General features: G+C 69.1%; 18 protein-coding genes. 9 read left to right on the forward strand and 9 right to left on the reverse strand.

The features are described from left to right. Window positions 1-8: 8 nt before the first annotated feature. Window positions 9-1,469 (reverse strand): cryptochrome/photolyase family protein, encoded by a 1,461-nt coding sequence (locus tag I4Q42_RS11860; RefSeq protein WP_408611067.1) that lies wholly within the window; start codon window positions 1,467-1,469, stop codon window positions 9-11. 79 nt (window positions 1,470-1,548) lie between these two features. On the opposite strand from I4Q42_RS11860, the gene kdsA reads away from it, so the two are divergent. The 3 genes from kdsA to I4Q42_RS11875 all read left to right on the forward strand — a co-directional run bounded on the left by kdsA (window position 1,549) and on the right by I4Q42_RS11875 (window position 5,156). Further along, a complete protein-coding gene (kdsA, locus tag I4Q42_RS11865) occupies window positions 1,549-2,415 on the forward strand; it encodes a 3-deoxy-8-phosphooctulonate synthase (protein ID WP_198576281.1) in 867 nt (288 codons plus the stop codon). A 161-nt stretch (window positions 2,416-2,576) separates the two neighbouring features. Then, a complete protein-coding gene (gene rfaD, locus I4Q42_RS11870) occupies window positions 2,577-3,578 on the forward strand; it encodes an ADP-glyceromanno-heptose 6-epimerase (protein WP_198576282.1) in 1,002 nt (333 codons plus the stop codon). 93 nt (window positions 3,579-3,671) lie between these two features. Further along, window positions 3,672-5,156 carry an OB-fold domain-containing protein gene (locus tag I4Q42_RS11875; RefSeq protein ID WP_198576283.1) on the forward strand — a complete coding sequence of 495 codons (1,485 nt, stop codon included), beginning with the start codon at window positions 3,672-3,674 and terminating at the stop codon, window positions 5,154-5,156. Window positions 5,157-5,163: 7 nt separating this feature from the next. On the opposite strand, the gene I4Q42_RS11880 is transcribed toward I4Q42_RS11875, so the two are convergent. Together I4Q42_RS11880 and I4Q42_RS11885 are read right to left on the reverse strand one after the other, a co-directional pair. Beyond that, entirely contained in the window at window positions 5,164-5,550 is a 387-nt protein-coding gene (locus tag I4Q42_RS11880) for a type II toxin-antitoxin system VapC family toxin (protein ID WP_198576284.1), read from the reverse strand. Further along, window positions 5,547-5,807 (reverse strand): type II toxin-antitoxin system VapB family antitoxin, encoded by a 261-nt coding sequence (locus I4Q42_RS11885; RefSeq protein WP_198576285.1) that lies wholly within the window; start codon window positions 5,805-5,807, stop codon window positions 5,547-5,549. The genes I4Q42_RS11880 and I4Q42_RS11885 overlap by 4 nt, the downstream gene beginning before the upstream one ends. Window positions 5,808-5,863: 56 nt before the next feature. Between I4Q42_RS11885 and I4Q42_RS11890 the strand changes: the two genes are divergently transcribed. Then, window positions 5,864-7,066 (forward strand): acetyl-CoA acetyltransferase, encoded by a 1,203-nt coding sequence (locus I4Q42_RS11890; RefSeq protein ID WP_198576286.1) that lies wholly within the window; start codon window positions 5,864-5,866, stop codon window positions 7,064-7,066. A 32-nt stretch (window positions 7,067-7,098) separates the two neighbouring features. After that, on the forward strand, window positions 7,099-8,208 hold the full coding sequence (locus I4Q42_RS11895) for a DUF3089 domain-containing protein (protein WP_198576287.1): 1,110 nt from the start codon (window positions 7,099-7,101) through the stop codon (window positions 8,206-8,208). 145 nt (window positions 8,209-8,353) lie between these two features. Here the strand turns inward: I4Q42_RS11895 and recG are convergent, their stop codons facing one another. After that, window positions 8,354-10,429: an ATP-dependent DNA helicase RecG gene (gene recG, locus I4Q42_RS11900; RefSeq protein WP_198576429.1), complete on the reverse strand. Its 2,076-nt coding sequence runs from the start codon at window positions 10,427-10,429 to the stop codon at window positions 8,354-8,356. A gap of 100 nt (window positions 10,430-10,529) precedes the next feature. Between recG and I4Q42_RS11905 the strand changes: the two genes are divergently transcribed. Next, window positions 10,530-11,258, forward strand: coding sequence for an alpha/beta fold hydrolase (locus I4Q42_RS11905; protein ID WP_198576288.1), 729 nt, complete (start codon window positions 10,530-10,532; stop codon window positions 11,256-11,258). A 7-nt stretch (window positions 11,259-11,265) separates the two neighbouring features. On the opposite strand, the gene I4Q42_RS11910 is transcribed toward I4Q42_RS11905, so the two are convergent. The 4 genes from I4Q42_RS11910 to tcyJ are packed head-to-tail and all read right to left on the reverse strand — an operon-like array spanning window position 11,266 to window position 13,829. After that, window positions 11,266-11,577 (reverse strand): hypothetical protein, encoded by a 312-nt coding sequence (locus I4Q42_RS11910; protein ID WP_198576289.1) that lies wholly within the window; start codon window positions 11,575-11,577, stop codon window positions 11,266-11,268. A gap of 60 nt (window positions 11,578-11,637) precedes the next feature. After that, window positions 11,638-12,378 carry an amino acid ABC transporter ATP-binding protein gene (locus tag I4Q42_RS11915; protein WP_198576290.1) on the reverse strand — a complete coding sequence of 247 codons (741 nt, stop codon included), beginning with the start codon at window positions 12,376-12,378 and terminating at the stop codon, window positions 11,638-11,640. Continuing rightward, window positions 12,375-13,028, reverse strand: a complete 654-nt coding sequence (tcyL, locus tag I4Q42_RS11920) for a cystine ABC transporter permease (protein WP_198576291.1) — start codon at window positions 13,026-13,028, stop codon at window positions 12,375-12,377. Before tcyL ends, I4Q42_RS11915 begins: the two co-directional genes overlap by 4 nt. Window positions 13,029-13,031: 3 nt before the next feature. After that, window positions 13,032-13,829, reverse strand: a complete 798-nt coding sequence (tcyJ, locus tag I4Q42_RS11925; RefSeq protein WP_198576292.1) for a cystine ABC transporter substrate-binding protein — start codon at window positions 13,827-13,829, stop codon at window positions 13,032-13,034. Window positions 13,830-13,997: 168 nt separating this feature from the next. Here tcyJ and I4Q42_RS11930 point away from each other — a divergent pair, with 168 nt between their 5' ends. Continuing rightward, window positions 13,998-15,488 carry a M48 family metallopeptidase gene (locus tag I4Q42_RS11930; RefSeq protein ID WP_198576293.1) on the forward strand — a complete coding sequence of 497 codons (1,491 nt, stop codon included), beginning with the start codon at window positions 13,998-14,000 and terminating at the stop codon, window positions 15,486-15,488. Between the two features lie 43 nt (window positions 15,489-15,531). Beyond that, window positions 15,532-16,017, forward strand: a complete 486-nt coding sequence (locus I4Q42_RS11935; protein WP_198576294.1) for an SRPBCC family protein — start codon at window positions 15,532-15,534, stop codon at window positions 16,015-16,017. On the opposite strand, the gene I4Q42_RS11940 is transcribed toward I4Q42_RS11935, so the two are convergent. Further along, window positions 16,004-17,119 carry a beta-ketoacyl-ACP synthase III gene (locus I4Q42_RS11940; RefSeq protein ID WP_198576295.1) on the reverse strand — a complete coding sequence of 372 codons (1,116 nt, stop codon included), beginning with the start codon at window positions 17,117-17,119 and terminating at the stop codon, window positions 16,004-16,006. The two genes, I4Q42_RS11935 and I4Q42_RS11940, sit on opposite strands and share 14 nt — an antisense overlap. A gap of 307 nt (window positions 17,120-17,426) precedes the next feature. Between I4Q42_RS11940 and I4Q42_RS11945 the strand changes: the two genes are divergently transcribed. After that, on the forward strand, window positions 17,427-17,963 hold the full coding sequence (locus I4Q42_RS11945) for a porin family protein (protein WP_198576296.1): 537 nt from the start codon (window positions 17,427-17,429) through the stop codon (window positions 17,961-17,963). Window positions 17,964-17,993: the final 30 nt, after the last annotated feature.

Raw genomic sequence — 17,993 nt, forward strand, 5'->3', positions numbered from 1 at the left:
CCAGGGGATCAGTCCCCGGAAGCGTTACCGCGCAGATGGCGATAGGCCTCGAGAGCCCGCGCCCGCGCCCGTCCATGATCGACGATGGGTCGAGCGTAGCTACGCTTGGCCTCGACCGAAAGATGCGCGGGCGCGGTCCAAGGTTGATGGATGGCGCTGTCGGGCAGGTTGGCCAGCTCCGGGACCCATTTTCGGACGTAGGCGCCCTTGGGGTCGAACTTCTCGCCCTGGCCGATCGGGTTGAAGATGCGGAAGTAGGGCGAGGCGTCGGCGCCGCTGCCGGCCACCCACTGCCAGTTGCCGACATTGTTGGCGAGGTCGGCGTCGACCAGGGTGTCCCAGAACCAGGCCTCGCCGTCGCGCCAGTCGACCAGCAGGTGCTTGATCAGGAACGAGGCGGTGATCATCCGCACCCGGTTGTGCATGAAGCCGGTGGCCCAAAGCTCGCGCATGCCCGCATCGACCAGCGGATAGCCGGTGCGCCCCTCGATCCAGGCTTCGAAGCCCTTGGGGTTCTCGGCCCACGGAAAGGCGTCGAACTCCGGCCGGAAGTTGCGTTTGGGCATCTGCGGCCAATGGAACAGGATCGAGTGGTTGAACTCGCGCCAGCCCACTTCCGACAGGAACTTCTCGATCTCGCCGTGCGGGGCGTCGCCGGCCTCGGCGGCGGTGCGGGCCGCGGCCCAGACCTGGCGCGGGCCGATCTCGCCGAAGTGCAGGTGCGGCGACAGGCGCGAGGTCGCCTCCAGCCCGGGAACGTCGCGGCCCTCGCCATAGCCGTCGACGGCGCCGGAAAGGAAATCGTCCAGCCGTTCCAGGGCGCCGGCCTCGCCGGGCGTCCAGATGGAAAAGCCCTTCGACCAGTCGGGCTTGCGCGGATGCAGGTTCCAGCCGTCCAGCGCGTCGCTGTGCGGCCAGTGCTCGGGCGCTTGCAAATGCTTGGGGGCGCGCTCGACCTCGACATGGGTCAGGTGGGCGCGGGCCGCCCGCCAATAGGGGGTGAACACCTTGTAGGGCTGCTTGGAGCCGTTCTGCACGGTCCAGGGCTCGTTCAGCAGGCCCGCGAGGCAGCTTTCGACCACCACGCCGTCGGCTTTCAGCGCCGCCTTGATCTCGGCGTCGCGGGCGATGGCGGCCGGTTCGTACAGGCGGTTCCAGACCACGCCCGCCGCGCCGGCGTGGACGATGACGTCCTTCAGGATCTCCTGCGCCGGGCCGCGCCGCAGCATCAGCTTCGAGCCGATCGCCTTGAAGCTGTCGGAGAGCGCCCGCAGCGACTTGTCGAGCCACCACAGCGAGGCCGCGCCCATGGCGCGGACGCCCGGCGTCTCGTCGAGGATATAGAGCGGGATCACCGGCCGGCCGGTGTCGATGGCGGCTTTCAGGGCCGGGTTGTCGGCCAGGCGCAGGTCGTTGCGCAGCCACACGATGACGGGTCCGGGGACGCCTGGATCGATCCGCACTTGCACCTTTCCGCCGTTGAGGCCACCTGTGGGCCAAATTCAGCGCCTACGTCTGTCGGCCCCACCTTTATTCGGAAGTCCCGCCTTGAGTCAGCCCGTCGCCCCCAACGCCGTCGTCGAAGTTAAGACGGAGACCGGCAAGGCCGTCCGCATCGGCAACGCCGAGCGCCTGACCCTGATCGCCGGTCCGTGCCAGATGGAAAGCCGCCAGCACGCGCTGGAAACGGCCCACGCCCTCAAGGAGATCGGCGAGCGCCTGGGCGTCGGCCTGATCTACAAGACCAGCTACGACAAGGCCAACCGCACCTCGGCCACGGCCGCCCGCGGCATCGGCCTCTATGACAGCCTGCCGATCTTCCAGGAGATCCGCGAGGTCACCGGCCTGCCGACCCTGACCGACGTGCACGAGATCAGCCACTGCGCCCCGGTCGCCGAGGCCGTCGACGTCATCCAGATCCCGGCCTTCCTGTGCCGCCAGACCGACCTGCTGCTGGCCGCTGCCGCCACCGGCCGGGCGATCAACATCAAGAAGGGTCAGTTTCTGGCCCCCTGGGACATGAAGAACGTCATCGCCAAGGTCACCGGCGCGGGCAATCCCAACGTCCTGGCCTGCGAGCGCGGGGCCTCGTTCGGCTACAACACCCTTGTCTCCGACATGCGCAGCCTGCCGATCATGAAGGAGATCGGCTGCCCGGTGGTGTTCGACGCCACCCACAGCGTGCAGCAGCCGGGCGGGCAGGGCACGTCCTCGGGCGGCCAGCGCGAGTTCGTGCCGGTGCTGGCCCGCGCCGCCGTCTCGATCGGCGTGGCCATGGTGTTCATGGAAACCCACCCCGACCCCGACCACGCTCCGTCGGACGGCCCCAACATGGTGCCGCTGAGCCAGTTCGAGGGCCTCGTGGCCGAGCTGCTCGAATTCGACGCCCTGGCCAAGCGCAAGCGGGCGGCGTGAGCGCTCACTAAAGGCCGTCATCCCCCGCGTTATACGGGGGACCCAAGCTGAGCTAACCGCGCGCACCCTTCAACGCCGCTTGGGTCCCCCGAACAAGTCGGGGGATGACAAATGTGGAGGGTGCGATTTGTCCTCCAAGCCCGCTGTGCCATAACCCGCCCATGTCCCGACGCATCGTTCTCGTCACCGGCGGCGCCGGCTTCATCGGCTCCAACATCGTCGCCAAGCTCTGCGAGGACCCGGCGCTCGACGTCGTGGTCTGCGACTGGCTGGGCCAGGCGGCCGAGGGCAAGTGGCGCAACATCGCCAAGCACCCGATCGCCGACTTCGTCGCTCCCGAGCAGCTGTTCGACTGGCTGGCCGCGCGCGGCGACGAGGTCGAGCTCGTGATCCACATGGGCGCGATCTCCTCGACAACCGAGCCCGACGCCGACCTGATCGTGCAGTCCAACTTCGTGCTGTCGCGCGACCTGTGGCGGTGGTGCGCCAAGAACGGGACCCGCCTGATCTACGCCTCCTCGGCCGCCACCTATGGCGACGGCGACCAGGGCTTCGACGGCAAGGACGACATCGACAGCCTGATGGCGCTGCGGCCGCTGAACGCCTACGGCTGGTCCAAGGCGCTGTTCGACGTCTTCGCCGTGCGCGAGGCCGCCCGCGGCCATGCCCCGCCGCAGTGGGTGGGCCTGAAGTTCTTCAACGTCTACGGCCCCAACGAGGACCATAAGGGCGGCATGAAGTCGGTCGTCTGCCAGATCTGGCCCAAGATCGCGGCCGGCGAGGGCGTGCGGCTGTTCAAGTCGCATCACCCGGACTATGAGGACGGCGGCCAGCTGCGCGACTTCGTCTATGTGCGCGACGTCGCCGACGTGATCGCCTGGCTGGCCAAGAGCCCGCATGTCAGCGGGGTCTACAATCTCGGCTCGGGCCATGCCCGCTCGTTCAAGGACCTGGCGTTGGCGACCTTTGCCGCCGTCGCCCGCGAGCCCGACATCACCTATTTCGACATGCCCGAGGTGCTGCAGGGCAAGTACCAGTATTTCACCCAGGCCGACATGGGCCGCCTGCGCGCGGCCGGCTACAACGCGCCGATGACCTCGCTGGAGGACGGCGTCGCCGACTACGTGGCCGGCTTCCTGAACACGGACGATCCCTACCGCTGACGTTGACCGAGGGGCACGCTTGCCGAGCCCTGCCGTGCGCGTAACCTCAACCCTGATACGTCGCCGGCACAGGCGTTGGTCAGGGAGTGGAACATGGTCGGCATCGCCGCCTGGGGCGCCTATGCGCCGCGTCTTCGCCTCAGCCGCAAGGCGATGGTCGCCGCCAACGCCTGGATCGCCCCGAACCTGGCCGGCAAGGCCAAGGGCGAGCGCTCCATGGCCAACTGGGACGAGGACGCCCTCACCATGGCCGTCGAGGCCGCTCGCGACGCGCTCGGCGTCGAGGACGAGGGCCGGGCGGCGATCGACGGCGCGATCTTCGCCTCGACGACCGCGCCCTTCGCCGACCGCCAGAACGCCGGCATCCTCGCCGCCGCCCTGACGCTGGAGCCCTCCATCAGCTCGGCCGACGTCACCGGCTCGCAGCGCTGCGGCCTGACGGCTTTGGGGCAGGCCCTGGATGCGGCAGCCAGCGGCAAGCGCGTGCTGGTCGCGGCCGGGGAGCGCCGCCGGGCCCGCGCCGCCTCGGCTCAGGAGCTCGACTTCGGCGACGCGGCGGCGGCCTTCGTCGTCTCGCCCGACGGCGGGGCGGCGGAGTTTCTCGGCCGGGGCACGGTCACGGACGACTTCGTCGATCACTTCCGTGGCTCCGACGCCGAGTTCGACTATGCCTGGGAGGAGCGCTGGATCCGCGACGAGGGGATCGTCAAGCTGGTCCCGCCCGCTATCCGCGCGGCGCTGGACGCGGCGGGCGTGTCGGCGGGCGAGGTGGACCATTTCTGTTTTCCGTCGGTCTTTCCCGGCATGGGCGCGACCCTGGCGAAGACCCTGGGCGTCCGTCCCGAGGCCGTGCGCGACACCCTGGCCGCCCAGCTCGGCGAGGCCGGCGCCGCCCATGGCCCGCTGCTGCTCGCCCACGCCCTTGAAGAGGCCGCGCCGGGCCAAGTGATCCTGGTCGCCCAGTTCGGCCAGGGCGCCGAGGCTCTAGTCTTCCGCGTCGGCGGGGAAGTCGGATCAAGCCGTCCGGCAAGGGGCGTGACCGGTTCTCTGGCCGACCGCCAGGAAGAGACCAACTACCTGAAGTTCCTGGTTTTCAACGATCTCGTCGAATGGGACCGCGGCATGCGGGCCGAGAAGGACAACAAGACCGCCCTGACCACCCTCTATCGCAACCGCGACCAGATCCTGGGCCTGGTCGGCGGCCGCTGTCGCGAAACCGGCGTCGTCCAGTTCCCGCGCACCCGCATCTCGGTGGCCCCCAACAACCCGGCCGTCGACACTCAGGAGCCCTATCGCTTCGCCGAGCGCCGGGCCCAGGTGCTGACCTATTCGGCCGACTACCTCACCTTCTCGATGAGCCCGCCCAACCACTACGGCATGGTGGTGTTCGAGGGCGGCGGGCGGATCATGCTCGACATCACCGACGTCGCTCCCGGCGAGGTCGAGACCGGCCTGCTGGTGAAGATGGTGTTCCGCATCAAGGACCGCGACGAGAAGCGCGGCTTCGTCCGCTACTTCTGGAAGGCCGCGCCGGACAGGACGGCGGTGGCGGCAACCTCGGCCCAGGCGGCGGAGTAGGACGGTGTCAGAGCGCGCGCTTCACGTCCGTGGCGGCGAAATCCTCGCCCTTGAACAGCAGCGGCAGGTCGCGGGCCTTGGCCAGGGCGTAGCTGAAGCAGTCGCCGAAGTTCAGGCCGTGGCGGCCGGAGCCGTATTTGGCGAAGGCTTGCTCCGCGAGCATCAGTTGCAGTTCGTCGAACACTTCGAGCCCGATGTGGAATTCGCTGACGAACCGCGCGATGTTCCGGGCCTCGGCCTCACCCTTCCGTCGCACGCAGACAATCTCAAGCTCGAGCCGTGTCGCGGTAGACATCATGAGGCCGTTCGCGTTCGCGACGATCTTCATGAAACCGTCCGCCTCGGGCTCGCGCCAGAGGATCGCCAATACCGCGGACGTATCGAGGACGATCACTTCGGCAGGCCGTGCTCGTCGTACAGCATCTCTTCAGGTGTTCGCGGGTCGAGAATGGGAAGCGCAGCCGACCGCGCCTGCAGTTCGACCATGATGGCCAGCTTCTCTTCGCGCGTCTTTGGCGCGGACCGCGGCGGGGTGCGATCGAGTTCCGCACGCATCGCGTGGGCGAACACATCGTCCAGGCTGAGACCTTTCCGGTCCGCCAGCTCCCGCGCCATGCGCAGCGTTTCCTCGTCGTGGATCGCAAAGCCCATGAGCACGACGATACACCCGATCAATACGCCCGAGAAGGCGAGCTAGGAAGACCACGATGGCCAGCGGCATCCGCGACAAGGTCGCCATTCTCGGCATGGGCTGTTCGAAGTTCGGCGAGCGCTGGGACGCCGGGCCCGACGACCTGATGGTCGAGGCCTATGTCGAGGCGATGAGCGATGCCGGCATCGAGGCCAGCCAGCTCGACGCGGCCTGGTTCTCGACCCATATCGACGAGATCGGCACGGGCAAGGGCGGCACGCCGCTGTCGATCGCCCTGCGCCTGCCCAACATCGCCGTCACCCGGGTGGAGAACTTCTGCGCCTCGGGCTCGGAGGCCTTTCGCGGGGCGGTCTACGCCGTGGCCGCCGGCGCGGCGGACATCGCCCTGGCGGTCGGGGTCGAGAAGCTGAAGGATACCGGCTATGGCGGCCTGCCGTTCGGCGCGCCCGGCACGCTCATGCCCCAGGTCATGCCCAACGGCTCGGCCCCCGGCAATTTCGCCCAGCTGGCCAGCGCCTATCGGGCGAAGCACGGGGTCTCGCGCGAGGATCTCAAGCGGGCCATCGCCCACGTCTCGGTCAAGAGCCACGCCAACGGCGCCAAGAACCCCAAGGCTCACCTTCGCAAGCCCATCACCCAGGAGCAGGCGCTGAATGCCCCGATGATCGCCGAACCGCTGGGCCTGTTCGACTGCTGCGGCGTCTCCGACGGCGCGGCCGCCGCCATCGTCACCACTCCCGAGATCGCCCGGGCGTTGGGCAAGCGGGACCTCGTCACCGTCAAGGCCCTGCAGCTGTCGGTCTCCAACGGTTACGAGAGCCAGTACAACGGCTGGGACGGCAGCCACTTCCACACCGCCCGCATCGCCGCCGGCAAGGCCTACAAGGAGGCCGGCATCGAGCGTCCGCGCGAGCAGGTCTCGATGATGGAGGTGCACGACTGCTTCTCGGTGACCGAGCTGGTCACCATGGAAGACCTGTTCATCTCGGCCGAGGGCCAGGGCTGGCGCGACGTGCTGGACGGCTTCTACGACGCCGATGGCGGTCTGCCGTGCCAGATCGACGGCGGCCTCAAGTGTTTCGGCCATCCGATCGGCGCCTCGGGCCTGCGCATGCTCTACGAGATGTACCTGCAGCTGCAGGGGCGGGCCGGCGAGCGCCAGCTTCGGGATCCCGTCATCGGCATGACCCACAACCTCGGCGGCGCGCCGGCCAGCAATGTCTGCTCGGTGGCCATCATCGGCCGGGAAGGGGCGTAGTGCGGCGCGCCGCCTTGGTGTAGTCGAGGGGCATGGCGGGACGCTTCAAGGGTTTCAAGCGCTGGATCTTCGCGGGATGCGTCCTCTTCCTGGGGATCGTCCTGACGGCGGCGTTCTATTGGCGCTACGACATCCTGCGCACCACCCTCGACCCGAAGGTGCCGTTCCAGACCTACGACCCGCCGCCGGCCCCCAACTATGCCGATCCGGGCGCCTGGGCGCTGCTGCCGCGCGGGGCGACGGGCATGGACCGCGCCGCCGACGTGTTCTTCGTCCACCCCACCACCTTCGACGGCGGACGCGACTGGAACGCGCCCTACGACCAGCCCAAGGCCGGCCGCTATCTCAACCGCGTGGTGTTGCCCAACTACGCCGCGCCGTTCGCGCGGGTGGGCCGGATCTTCGCGCCACGCTACCGCCAGGCCAGCCTCTACACCTTCCTGACCCTGCGCGACGACGCCCGCGAGGCGCGCCGCTTCGCCTATGGCGACGTGCGCGAGGCCTTCCGCGCCTGGCATGGGCGCTACGACAAGGGCCGGCCGCTGGTAATCGTCGGGGTGGAGCAGGGCGGCAGCCTGGCGGCGCGGCTGGTCGCCGACGAGATCGCGCCCGATCCGGCGCTGAAGGCGCGGCTGGCCGGGGTCTATCTGATCGAGACCGCCGTGCCGGCCGACGAATATGTCTCGACCTCGCCCGTTCCGGCCTGCGTGCGCCGCGACGAGGCCGGCTGCGTCGTGGCCTGGGCCTCGCTGACCGACGGCGACTTCCAGAAGGCCCAGGAGTGGCTGGGCCGCTCATTGACCTGGATGGGCGGCGACCAGCTGGAGAACCTCAACGGCCGCGCGCCGCTGTGCGTAAATCCGATCCTGGGCTCTCGGACCGACGAGCGCGCCCCGGTGCGGCTCAACCTCGGCGCGGTCAACGCCACTGGCCTGGAATGGGGCGCCCGGCCGGCCTTCCTCAAGCGCCAGGTCTGGGCCCAATGCGAGAACGGCCTGCTGCACACCGGCCGCCCCAAGTCGCCCTCGCTGCGCGACACCGGCTCCTGGACCGACCGCCGCAAGGTCGACGGCTACAACCTGTTCTGGGCGGACATCGAGGCCGACGCCACGGCGCGCGTGGCGGCGCTGAAGAAGCGGTGACCCCGGAACCTCCCCCCGTGGGGGAGGCGGCCGAAGGCCGGTGGGGGGCCGTTTTCAGCTTTCGAGGCGATGGCCAGGTTTCGCAGCAACTCCCCCCACCGATCGCTGCGCGATCGCCTCCCCCACAGGGGACGTTCCTTGATCTCTATCCCGCGTCGTTGATCCCCGAGGCCGGCTTCCAGTCGAACAGCGCCTGCAAGGTCCGTACGGCCTGGCCGCGGGGCGAGGTCAGGTCGGGGTCCCGCGCCAGGATCAGCCGCGCGTCGTCGGCGGCCACCGCGATCAGGTCGCGGTGGGCCACGGGATCGGCCAGGCGATAGGCGGGGAAGCCGCTCTGCTTGAGGCCCAGCGGATCGCCGCCGCCGCGCAGTTCGAGGTCCTTCTCGGCGATCTCGAAGCCGTCGTCGGAGCGCCTCAGGATGTCGAGCCGCTGCTGGGCGACCTCCGACAGCGGCGGATCGTAGAGCAGCACGCAGGAGCTCTCACGCATCCCCCGGCCGACTCGTCCGCGCAGCTGGTGGAGCTGCGCCAGGCCGAAGCGGTCGGCGTGCTCGATGACCATGATGCTGGCGTTGGGCACGTTGACGCCGACCTCGACCACGGTGGTGGCGACCAGCACCCCGACCTCGCCATCGACGAAGGCCTGCATCACCGCGTCCTTCTCGGCCGCCGGCATCTGGCCGTGCACCAGGCCGACGCGCGATCCAAGGATCTTCTTCAGGTCCGCCGCGCGATCCTCGGCCGCGCGCAGATCGACCTTCTCGGATTCCGAGACCAGCGGGCAGATCCAGAAGGCCTGGGCCCCGCCGTCGATGGCGCTGCGCAGGCGATCGACGATCTCGGGCACGCGCGGAAGCGGCGCGGCGCGGGTGGCGACCGGTGTGCGGCCCGGCGGCTTTTCGTCGATGCGCGAGACGTCGAGGTCGCCGAACACGGTCAATTCCAGCGTGCGCGGGATCGGCGTGGCCGACATGGCCAGCAGGTGCACGCCCTCACCCTTGTCCTGCAAGCGGCGACGCTCGTTGACGCCGAAGCGGTGCTGTTCGTCGATGATGGTCAGGGACAGGGCCTTGAAGGCCACGTCGTCCTGGAACAGCGCGTGGGTGCCCACCGCCACGGCGGCCGAACCGTCGGCCAGCTTCTGCAGCTTGGCGGCCCGCGCTGAGCCCTTGTCGCGTCCGGTCAGCAGCACGACGGCCAGGCCCTGCGCCTCCAGCGACGGAGCCAGGGTCTCGTAGTGCTGGCGGGCCAGGATCTCGGTCGGGGCCATCAGGGCCGACTGGAAGCCGGCGCCGGCCGCGTCGGCCATGGCCAGCATGGCCACCACCGTCTTGCCCGAGCCGACGTCGCCTTGCAGCAGGCGGCTCATACGCTCGCCATGGGCCAGGTCGCCGCGCACCTCCGACAGCGCCCGCACCTGGGCGCCGGTCAGGCGGAAGGGCAGGGCCTTCTCGGCCGCCTCGGCCAGGGCGCCGGAGACGATGCGCGGCCCCGGCTGGGCGCGCTTGCCGGCCTTGCGCTGGGCCAGGGCCAACTGGTGAGCCAGCAGTTCGTCATAGGCCAGCCGCCGACGGGCGAGCGACAGCGGCGACAGGTCCGCCTCGCCCTCGGGTCCATGCGCCAGTTCGAAGGCTTCGCGCCAGGGCGGCAGGCCCTCGCGCTCCAGCCAGGCCGGGTCCTGCCATTCGGGCAGGGGCAGGGCGCGCGACAGGGCTTCCTGGGCGAACTTGCGGAAGGTGCGCGAGGGCAGGCCGGCCGTGGCGGGATAGACCGGCTCGACGGGCGGGATCTCGTCGACCCGCTCGGCCTCGAGCATGTAGTCGGGATGGGCGACCTGGATCTCCGAGCCGAAGCGCTCGACCTTGCCGCTGACCGCCCGGCGCGCGCCGACCGGATGCTGTCGCTCCAGGTGCGGACCGTGGCCCTTGAACCAGACTAGGGTGACGAAGCCGGTGTCGTCCCAGCCGCGGATCCGCCAGGGCTGGCCCGAGCGCTGTGGCGGCAGGTGGGCGTCGATGGTGACGACGAAGGTCGCCACCTGGCCGTCCTGGGCCAGGGCCGCCGTGGTCGGGGTGCGGCGGATCAGGGCCTGGGGCAGGCTGAACAGCACGTCGCGCACGATCGGGCCCGCCAGCTTCTCGACCAGGGGCGCGACGCGAGGCCCCACCCCTTTCAGGGTCGAGATCGCGGCATAGAGCGGAAAGAGCGACTCGGGACGCATCGGCGTCAGGATAGACAAGCGAGGGTGTTCTCGTCTCGTTCGCCTTGCGCGAATTTGTGGACCGGTTCGACTACCGCCCGCGTCCTCCGGAGAGTCGTGCATGCCCTTCGCCACCCATCGCGGCCAGAAGATCCACTACACGGTGGAGGGGCACGGCCCGGTCGTGGTCCTGCAGCACGGCCTGTTCATGGACGCGGCGAGCTGGCGGGCAAACGGCTTCGTCGCGGCCCTGGCTGACCGCTTCACCGTGGTCTGCGTGGACTCCCTGGGCCACGGCCTCAGCGACAAGCCTGGCGACGCGACGCTCTACGAGCAGTCGCAACGCGCCGGCGACATCGTCGCGGTGCTCGACGCCCTGGGCGCGGAGAAGGCGCATCTGGTCGGCTATTCGATGGGGGCGTGGATGGCGGTGGGCGTGGCCAAGCACCACCCCGAGCGCCTGGCCTCGCTGACGGTGGGCGGCTGGGACCTGGTCAATGGCGTGCCCAAGGGACCGGCCGGGCCGATCCGCTTCGACATCTTCTGGGGCTTCTCCCAGCAGGTCGCGCCGACGCTGGTGAGCTGGGTCACGCCGGACATCGTGCCGGCCATGCAGGCCTGTTTCGAGGCGCTGGGCGACCTTTCCGGCGCGCCCGAGGCGGTGCTCGGGGCCGGGGTTCCGGTGCTGCTGTGGGACGGGATCGCCGATCCCTATCACGGGCCGTCCGAGGCCTTCGCGGCCGCCAACGGCCTGCCGTTCGTATCGACGGCCGGCGATCACCTGGGGGCGATCATCACGCCGGCCTCGGATGTGGTGGGGCGGCTCGGCGAGTTCTTCGCCGAGTCTTAGGCTCAAGTCAGTCTTCGGTCGCTTCGGCGTTGCCGACGGGCGACAGGGCCGCCAGCAGGTCGGCCAGCTCTTCCGCGCGCGAGGCGCCAGACACGTTCAGGCGCGTGTAGAGATGCTCGGCGCCGTGCTTCTCGGCGGCGTCGGCGAAACCGCGCGTGGAGTCGTGCAGATTGTTGGCTTCGCCGGCGAAAACGACGTCGCCCTCGGCGTTGAGGTACAGGTAATTACCAGCGATCGTGGTCCGCGGGTCGCGATCCTCGGCCAGCTTGTAGCGATAGACGGCGCCCGAAGCGCCTTTCAGGTCGATGTAGGGTTTCACGAATCCTCGCCTCTAGACACACGGCGTAGCCCGGAGGCGTGACGAGCGCCAGAGGCCAAATTATGGCTGCAAGCTTCGCAATTTGCTGAGAAACCTCTGGGTTCTCTCTCCGCGCGGCGAGGCGAACAGCTCCGCGGACGGCCCCGCTTCGAGAATGCGGCCCTCGTCCATGAAGATCGTTCTATCGGCGACCTCGCGCGCGAAGTCCATCTGATGCGTGACGATGATCATGGTTCTCCGCTCGGCGGCCAGGTCGCGGATCACCGCCAGCACCTCGCCGACCAGCTCCGGGTCGAGGGCCGAGGTCGGCTCGTCGAACAGGATGACCTCGGGATCCATGGCCAGGGCCCGGGCGATCGCGCAGCGCTGCTGCTGGCCGCCGGAGAGGGCGCGGGGATAGGCGTCGGCGCGGTGGGACAGGCCCACCTTGGTCAGCAGCTCCAACGCCCTGGCGCGGGCCTTGGCGGGCGGATCGCCGCGCACCACGATGGGGGCCTCGGCGACGTTTTCGGCGGCGGTCTTGTGCGGGAACAGGTTGAAGCCCTGGAAGACGAAGCCGACCCGGCCCTTCAGCGCCCGGGCGAGCGGAACCTTGCCGCCGGCCGTGACGCCGGCGATCGACAGGCTGCCGCCGTCCAGCGCCTCCAGCCCGGCCAGGCAACGCAGCAGGGTGCTCTTGCCCGAGCCGCTGGGGCCGATGACGGCCACGACCTCGCCGGGGGCGACGTCCAGGTCGACGCCGTCCAGCACCGTGGTGTCGCCGAAGCGCTTGATCAGGCCCTCGGCCAGGATGGCGCTCATCGGCGGGCCTCCGCGCGGCGTTCCAGCCAGCCCTGGCCCAGGGCCAGCAGGCTGGAGACCACCCAGTAGACGGCCGCGACGCTGAGATACATGGCGAAGATCTCGTAGGTGCGGGCGGTGATCAGCTGGGCCTGGCGGAACAGCTCAGGCACCTGGATGGTCGCGGCCAGCGAGGTGTCCTTGACCAGGCTGATGAAGCTGTTGGACAGCGGGGCCACGGCCGTGCGGGCTGCCTGGGGCAGGATGATCCGCCGCATGGCCTGACCGCGGGTCAGGCCCAGCACGCTGGCGGCCTCCCACTGGCCTTTGTCGACGGCGGCGATGGCGCTGCGCAGGATCTCGCCGGCATAGGCCGCCACGTTCAGCGACAGGCCGATCCCGGCGGCCGCCAGCGGCGGAAGCTCCAGGCCCAGCTGCGGCAGGCCGTAGTAGATCAGGAACAGCTGCACGATCAGCGGCGTGCCCCGGAAGGCCGAGACATAGACCGCCGCCGGCCAGCGCAGCAGCCGCGTGCGCGACAGCCGCATCAGCGCCAGGCCAAAGCCCAGGGTCAGGCCCAGGCCCATGCCGATCAGGCTGAGCAGCACCGTATAGCCCGCGCCCTTCAGCAGCAGCGGGGCCGACTGGGCGATGAGCTCGGCGGGGTTCATCGGCTAGATCGTCACGTCCTGGCCGAACCATTTCTGCGAAATGGCGGCCAGGCGGCCGTCGGCGCGCAGGGCGTCGACGGCCTCGTCGATCAGCACCTTCAGGGCCGGATCGCGCTTCATCACCACGCCCTGGCTCTGCGGCGCGAACGGCGGTCCGGCGGCGACGAGGTCGGGGGCGGTCTTCAGGAAGTCGGCGGCGACCAGCCGATCGTTGAGCACGGCGTCGATGCGGCCGGCGCGCAGGTCCTGGTACTTGGTCGGATCGTCGTCATAGGTCCGCACCTCGGCCTTGGGCTGGTTCTGGCGCAGCCATTGCTCGTAGTGGGTGCCCAGGCCCACCCCGACCTTCTTGCCGGCCAGGTCGGCGGGACCGGTGATCCCGCCCTTGCCTTTTTGCGTGATGATCAGGATGCCCGAGACCGTATAGGGCTTGGAGAAGTCGTACTTGGCCTGGCGCTCGGGGGTGATGGTGATCTGGTTGACGACCACGTCGGTTCGTCCTGATTCCAGCGCGCCCAGCAGGCCGGCGAACGGCGCGGCGACGAACTCGGCCTTGACCTTCATCTGCTCGGCCAGGGCCCTGGCGAACTCGACGTCGAAGCCGGTCAGCTGGCCGTCGGCGCCCTGGTAGTTGAACGGCGGATAGGTGCCTTCCAGGCCGATGCGCAGGGTCTTGGTCGCCTCGACCCGCGCCGCGCCGTTCTGGCCCGCGCCGGCCGGCTTGCCGCCGCAGCCGGCCAAGGTCAGGGCGCTTCCGGCCCCCAGGCCCAGCAGAAGGTCACGACGGGCAAGGAATCGCATGGCGGGCCTCGAGGCGAAGGTCATCGGTGCAGTTCTATACCGCGTCGCCAACGCCGCCAGAGGCAAGGCGCTTGCGGCGGCGAGCGAACCTCTACCTGACGGCGATTTAACCTGACGCGGACGGTCGGCTATGGCCTGCTGCCGCGAGTTTGCTTTCGGGGGAGACGAATGGCGCAGAACTTCGATGCGGCCGCGGCGACAGCGACCTATCTGGCGCAGTTGCCGCCGGAGGCCCACGCCAAGGCGACGGCCTATACGCATGGCGGCCACTGGCTGCTGCTTTGGGGAGCGCTGGTCGCGGTGCTCGTTTCCTTCCTGATCGTGCGCAGCGGCGTGCTGGTCAAGCTGCGCCACCGGTTCGAGGGACGTCGAAACCGGCCCTTGCTGGTCAGCTATTGGGTCAGCGGTCTCTACATCGTCATCGACGCCGTCCTGTCGCTGCCCTGGGCCGTCTACAGCGACTGGTGGCGACCCAAGCAGTACGGGCTGACCAGCCAGGCCTTCAGCGGCTGGCTGATCGAAGGCGCGATTTCCCTGGTCATTACCGGGCTGATCGGCGGCCTGTTCTTCGCCGCGCTCTACGCCCTGATCCGCAAGGCGCCGCGCACCTGGTGGCTATGGAGCGGCGGGCTGACCGCCGCCTTCATCGCCATCGGCATGCTGCTGGGCCCGCTCTTCATCGAGCCGATCTTCAACAAGTACACCCCCGCGCCCGCCGGTCCGGTGCGCGACGAGGTCGTGGCCATGGCCAGGCAGGTCGGCGTGCCGTCCGACAAGATCTTCGTCTACGACGGCTCCAAGCAGTCGAACGCCTATACCGCCAACGTCTCGGGACTGTTCGGCTCCGCCCGCGTGGCCATGAGCGACACCATGTTCAAGAAGGGCGCGGATATCGCCGAAGTGCGCGGCGTGGTCGGCCACGAGATGGGCCACTACGCCCACCATCATTCGCTGTGGATCGCCGGCGTCATGAGCCTGCTGGCGGTGGCCGCCTTCTTCCTGGTCGATCGTCTGTTCGCGCCGGCCGCGCGACTGCTGGGCGCCGACGGGGTGAGGGGACTTTCCGACCCCGCGGGCCTGCCTGTGCTGAGCGCGGTGATCACCGTGCTGTTCCTGCTGGCCACGCCGGTCATCAGCAGCCTGATCCGCATCGCCGAAAGCGACGCCGACCACTACAGCCTGGCCCGCTTCAACGAGCCGGACGGCCTGGCCAAGGCCCTGGTCAAGACCATCGAATACCGCGCCGCCACGCCGGGGCGGCTGGAAGAGATCATCTTCTACGACCACCCGGCCGTCGGCCGTCGCATCCAGCGGGCCATGGAGTGGAAGGCGGCGCATCCCGAGCCGGCGTCGACCGCCGCGCTCGACGCGGCCGCCAGGGCCGCCTTCGTCGGCCGGATGGTCGAGCTGTCGGCTCCCGCACCGGCGGGGCAGGGGCCGCTGATCCTCAAGTCGGACGGTTCGTGGTTCCAGCGCTACGACTTCGGCTCGGGACAGGGGAAGTACGCCATCACGGGCGGCAGGCTGTGCCTTAGCGCCGATGGCGGCGCGCCCAATTGCCGTGAGGTGGTGCGTGTCGGCGACGGCTGGGCGCTGCGCGGCGAGGACGGCGTCGCCGCGCCGGTGGTGCTGAAACCGATCGAAGACCGCGCGGGCTGATCGCTTCGCGCCGATGCGCGTTCCCTCCGCAAGGAGGACACGCATGGCCGAACCGATCGTCGCCGAAATCACCGTCGAGGCCCTGCCGGCCGAAGCGTTCGCCCGCTTCGTCGGCGATATGGGCCGCTGGTGGCCCATGGCCTACAGTCGCGGCGGCGCGCGGTTCGCCACGGTCCATGTCGAGCCGGTGGCCGGCGGAACCTGGTTCGAGGTCGACCGCGACGGCGTCGAAAGCCCGTGGGGCGACGTGCGCGCCTACGATCCCGGCCATCGGCTGGTGGTCGGCTTCAACGTCGCGCCGGACCGCGGGGTCGAGCCGCTGGAGCGCCAGAGCGAGATCGAGTTCCGGTTCGAGCCGGCCGGCGAGGGGACGCGGATCGTCGTCGAGCACCGCGACCTCGACCGGCATGGCGACGGCGCGCAGGCCATCCGCGGCGGGATGGCCTCCGACCATGGCTGGCCGCTGATCCTGGCGTCCTTCGCCCGCGAGCTCAGGTTTCCGAGGACCCAGGCCCTCAGCGCTTCCTGACGAACACCGTGCCGGCCGAATAGCCGGCGCCGAAGCTGCAGATCAGGCCCGTGTCGCCGGCGGCGAAATCGTCGTTGGCGCTGTGAAAGGCGATGATCGAGCCGGCCGAGCTGGTGTTGGCGTATTCGTCGAGGATGATGACGTTCTCGCCGGCCTCGGGATCGCGGCCCAGCACCTTGCGGGCGATCAGGTCGTTCATGTTGATGTTGGCCTGGTGCAGCCACAGGCGCTTCAGGGCCGTGGCGTCCAGGCCGATGTCGCCTGCATGCTCGACGATCATCTCGCTGACCATCGGCACCACCTCGCGGAACACCTTGCGGCCTTCCTGCACGAACAGCTTGTCGCGGGCGCCGACGCCTTCGGGAGCGGCGTTGTTGAGGAAGCCGAAGTTGTTGCGGATGTTGTTGGAGAACTGGGTCTTCAGGCGCGTGCCCAGGATCTCCCAGCCGCCCGTGGCCTGCGAGGCCTCTTCCAGGATCACGGCCGTGGCCACGTCGCCGAAGATGAAGTGGCTGTCGCGGTCCTTGAAGTTCAGGTGGCCCGAGCAGATCTCCGGATTGACCATCAGCACGGCCTTGGCGCTGCCGGTGGCGATGAAGTCGGCGGCGGTCTTGATGCCGAAGGTGGCCGACGAGCAGGCCACGTTCATGTCGAAGGCGAAGCCCTCGATGCCCAGGGCCTGCTGCACCTCGATAGCCATGGCCGGATAGGCGCGCTGCATGTTCGAGGCCGCGCAGATCACCGCACCGATCTCCGACACCGGCTTGCCCCACGCGGCGATCGCCTGCTGCGCGGCCTTCACGGCCATCTCGGCCAGGATCGAGATCTGGTCGTTCGGGCGCTCGGCCAGGATCGGCCGCATGATCTCCGGATCGACGATGCCGTCCTTGTTCATCACGAAGCGCGACTTGATGCCCGAGGCCTTCTCGATGAACTCCGGCGACGACGGCGACAGGGCCGCCACTTCGCCGGCCTCGATGGCCTGGGCGTTGGCGGCGTTGAAGCGCGCGACATAGGCGTTGAAGGCGTCGACCAGTTCGGTGTTCGAGATGCTGAACGGCGGGGTGAAGAGCCCCGTGGCGGCGATGACGGCTTGATGCAAGGCGACTGTCCCGATGGCCGGCGCGCGACATGGGCGCGCCGATCTGATCACTGTTTGGTCGGGATCAATAGCACGCCCCGCGCCCGCGTCACCTGCTAGCGACCGTGTCCGGGGCGCATCGGCCGCGGCTATTCGACCTGCCCTCGGGGAACCTTCCGCGCCTGGCCACAATGCCTGTCCCAAATGTCGGAAGTGACACGCAATGGCCCCAAACAAGTCCGCGGACGGTCAAATACGGGCCTCGTTGGCCCCATACCCAGAGGAAGCTGAGGGAGCACAAGAAATCCCAGTACAATGGAGTAAAAAAATGAAGGTTCTCATGTCTGCGGCCCTGGCCGCCGCGTCGGTCGCTGCTGTTCCGGTTCTCGCCCATGCTCAAACGAGCTCGCCCGAAATCTACGGCAACCTCGGTTATAACAGCTCGCGCGCGGAAGGCGCCGACACCGGCGCCGTGCAAGGCCGCCTGGGCGCCAAGCTGACGCCTCACTTCGGCGTCGAGGGCGAACTGTCCGGCGGCGTCAAGGACGACAACATCGACCGCGCCGGCGTCCGCTCCAACCTTGAGCAGACCCATTCGGCCGCCGTCTACGGCGTGGGCTTCCTGCCGGTAACCCCCAACATCGACCTGATCGGCCGCGTCGGTTACGGCAACACCCAGTTCAAGCAGACCGTGGGCGGCGTGCAGGGCAAGTACGACGCCGACAGCGTCAACTACGGCGTCGGCGCCCAGTACAAGTTCGACGACAAGAACGGCGTGCGCGTCGACTACACGCGCCAGCAGTTCCGCGACAACGACGCCGACGACGCCAATGTCGTCTCGGTGGGCTACGCCCGCAAGTTCTAGGGCTTTAGCCACAGACAAAAAACGCGCCGC

This window comes from Caulobacter hibisci (genome assembly GCF_016135805.1).
Classification (GTDB): Bacteria; Pseudomonadota; Alphaproteobacteria; order Caulobacterales; family Caulobacteraceae; genus Caulobacter; species Caulobacter hibisci.

Coding starts and splice junctions, on each gene's coding strand:
- rfaD (WP_198576282.1), top strand. CDS start 2,577: ATGTCCCGACGCATCGTTCTCGTCACCGGCGGCGCCGGCTTCATCGGC.
- I4Q42_RS11875 (WP_198576283.1), top strand. CDS start 3,672: ATGGTCGGCATCGCCGCCTGGGGCGCCTATGCGCCGCGTCTTCGCCTC.
- I4Q42_RS11885 (WP_198576285.1), bottom strand. CDS start 5,807: ATGGGCTTTGCGATCCACGACGAGGAAACGCTGCGCATGGCGCGGGAG.
- I4Q42_RS11890 (WP_198576286.1), top strand. CDS start 5,864: ATGGCCAGCGGCATCCGCGACAAGGTCGCCATTCTCGGCATGGGCTGT.
- I4Q42_RS11895 (WP_198576287.1), top strand. CDS start 7,099: ATGGCGGGACGCTTCAAGGGTTTCAAGCGCTGGATCTTCGCGGGATGC.
- recG (WP_198576429.1), bottom strand. CDS start 10,429: ATGCGTCCCGAGTCGCTCTTTCCGCTCTATGCCGCGATCTCGACCCTG.
- I4Q42_RS11905 (WP_198576288.1), top strand. CDS start 10,530: ATGCCCTTCGCCACCCATCGCGGCCAGAAGATCCACTACACGGTGGAG.
- I4Q42_RS11915 (WP_198576290.1), bottom strand. CDS start 12,378: ATGAGCGCCATCCTGGCCGAGGGCCTGATCAAGCGCTTCGGCGACACC.
- tcyL (WP_198576291.1), bottom strand. CDS start 13,028: ATGAACCCCGCCGAGCTCATCGCCCAGTCGGCCCCGCTGCTGCTGAAG.
- tcyJ (WP_198576292.1), bottom strand. CDS start 13,829: ATGCGATTCCTTGCCCGTCGTGACCTTCTGCTGGGCCTGGGGGCCGGA.
- I4Q42_RS11930 (WP_198576293.1), top strand. CDS start 13,998: ATGGCGCAGAACTTCGATGCGGCCGCGGCGACAGCGACCTATCTGGCG.
- I4Q42_RS11935 (WP_198576294.1), top strand. CDS start 15,532: ATGGCCGAACCGATCGTCGCCGAAATCACCGTCGAGGCCCTGCCGGCC.
- I4Q42_RS11945 (WP_198576296.1), top strand. CDS start 17,427: ATGAAGGTTCTCATGTCTGCGGCCCTGGCCGCCGCGTCGGTCGCTGCT.